The following is a 2706-nucleotide window of genomic DNA, read 5'->3' as shown; positions in this document are numbered from 1 at the left end:
ATCATAAGCGTTTTATATATTCTTAGAGCTAAAATTAGTCTTACTATCTGGCCCATTCAACTATTCGCTGGGGTCGCCTTTTTCTATTTGATTTACTCGTATTTCATCATTAGCTCTCCTGTGAACTATACAATTCGACAGTTTGCAGTGATAGTTTATCTTGTGAACATATATTTAATATTTCATGCACTTATAAATGCAAAGGCTCATGAATTCAATATTAAGTTTTATATTATCTTAGGTTTCTTGGCTGTTGTAAGTCAAATTGGATTTCATATTTACAATTTTGCCTTTAAAGAGAATTATTCAAACAGGCTTTTTGATGACTTTAACTACTTCTCAGAAATGGGTTTTATGGCTCTATTTCTATTTGAAGTATTTTTATTGGTTTATTTAAAAAAGTGGTGGAAATGGGTGGTATTGCTTTCCTTTTTATTACTAATCACAACATTGGGACATCAAGGATCTTCAATTGTTTTGTTCTTCACAATTTTAGGCACCTATATATTTTTTCATCTTGAAAAATTTAAGAAAGCAGTTATTTCTGGAGTTACAATTCTCGGAATATTTGCACTCATTTTTTTCCTTCCCTCTCAATTTTTGGATGATAATACGCTTTGGAGATTGCTTTACTGGAAGATCACATTGAAAGATATATTTATTGACTATTATGGCGTATTAGGTCATGGATTTGGTGTAAAGTTTACAACACCGGAAATATTGGAAGCCATGAGAACGCAACTGAATTCACCTTGGTTTGAAGTAAGACCAGAAGAAGAGTATTTAACCCCGATGCATAATTCATTTATAACCATCGCTTACCACTTGGGTTTTGCATTTATGCTACTTATATTTTTACCTCTAAAGAATATGTTCTTATACTTAATTAATCGAGCTAATTTCAACCCTACAAGAGAAAGAGATTTTTTAGCACTGGCTCTTCTGGGGCTAATTATGTGGTCTAGTTTTCATGTTGTTCTAGAACTACCTCATAGTTCAGCTTTGTTCTGGCTGGTTTATTTTAGTACTATTTATGAATTTAAGGAGAAACCTGAACTTACATCATAATGTGCGGCATAGCAGGCTTTTTAAATTTCGACTTCAATGATTCCTATTTTGATCAGGTCAATTTCCTTCAACAACATCGCGGGCCAGATGCACAGAACAGTTATCAAAATGAAAATTTAAAACTCTTTCATCAGCGATTATCAATTATTGATATTAGTGATGCCGCTAATCAACCTTTTGAGAAAGATGGGTTAGTTGTAGTTTTTAATGGTGAAATATATAATTACAAATCGTTAAGAAAAAAACTGTCAAGTACAGGAGTGTACTTTTCGACAACCTCAGACACAGAAGTTCTTTTAGAACTTTATAGGGCTAAAGGCGCTGATTGCCTCAATGACCTTAAAGGTATGTTTGCCTTTGCCATTTATGATAAGAGATCAGGTAACCTTTTTGTAGCTAGAGACCCTTTCGGAATTAAACCATTTTTCTTTTACTCCAATGGAAATCAATTTGCTTTTGCTTCAGAACTCAAGACACTTGTTAAAGCTCCTGGGGTTAACAAGGCATTAAACCTCAACAGCTTAACAGCTTCATTAAATTATTTATGGATACCTGGTAACGACTCCATGTTTTCTTCCATAGAAAAATTACCAGCAGGGCATTATGCCATTGTAGGTCAGAAAGGGAAAATTGAATTAAAACAATATTATAAACCCTCAACATTAATACGCTTTTCTAATGAAAATGAAGCCATTGAAGCCATTGATATTGCACTTCAAAACTCTGTTAAAAGACATTTGGAAGCCGATGTGCCGGTTAGCGCATTCTTAAGTGGCGGATTAGACTCTTCATTATTATCCGTTTTGGCAGGTAAGCACCAACCCTTGTCTACATATAGCATTGCTATTACTCAAAAAGATAAGAACATTGAGCAAATGCCAGATGATGCCAAATATGCAAGACAACTTGCAAAGCAACATGGGTTTGAACATCATGAAATACAAATTGATCCATCTATAACTGATGAATTACCTCACATGGTGTATCATCTGGACGAACCTATTGGTGACCCTGCAGCGATAAATACTTATCTTATATCAAAAGCTGCTCGAGATAATGGTGTAAAAGTTCTTTTATCTGGAATGGGTGCAGATGAACTGTTTTTTGGCTATCGAAGACAGATGGCAACACTCCTTGCACTAAAATATCAGAATATACCTAAACCTCTTCGATCTTTAGTAAAAGCGACAGCCAATGTTTTACCTGTTAAAATAGGTTCTAGAGGTATAAAGCCAGTTCGGTGGGCCCAAAGGTTTTTTTCCTTTGCAAACTTATCACCTGCGGATGCTTACCAAAGAAGCTACTCATATTATGATTCAAATGAGCTAAACAATCTATTTACAGGAGATGTAACCACTCAAACCAATGAAATGATAAACTCTCATAGATCAATTTTTAATGAGGCCTATGGAGATAAGGACTATATCAATAAAATGTGTTTTACTGATATGCATTATTTTATGCAAGGATTAAACCTGACCTATACAGATAGGGCCTCAATGGCCGCCTCTGTAGAAGTGCGCGTACCATTTATTGATAAGGAGGTGGTTGAGTTAGCCTTAGCCATCAAAGGCGACCTGAAGTATAAAAACAAAACCCAGAAATACCTTCTTAAAAAAGTAGGCGAGCGACATTTGC

At 34.9% G+C, this 2706-nt stretch carries 2 protein-coding genes; both read left to right on the top strand.

Annotated elements, in window-relative coordinates:
- Positions 1-1068, top strand: a 1068-nt coding sequence (locus E1140_RS00820) for a hypothetical protein (RefSeq protein WP_221412598.1), incomplete at its 5' end; no start/stop codon positions are given.
- Positions 1068-2706: asparagine synthase (glutamine-hydrolyzing) (asnB, locus tag E1140_RS00815; protein WP_155178054.1), on the top strand; the 1639-nt coding region annotated here is incomplete at its 3' end. The genes E1140_RS00820 and asnB, both read left to right, overlap by 1 nt.

The sequence above is a fragment of the Fulvivirga lutimaris genome (genome assembly GCF_009711525.1).
In the GTDB taxonomy this organism is placed as follows: Bacteria; Bacteroidota; Bacteroidia; order Cytophagales; family Cyclobacteriaceae; genus Fulvivirga; species Fulvivirga lutimaris.
This window is presented reverse-complemented; position numbering and strand designations above follow the sequence as displayed.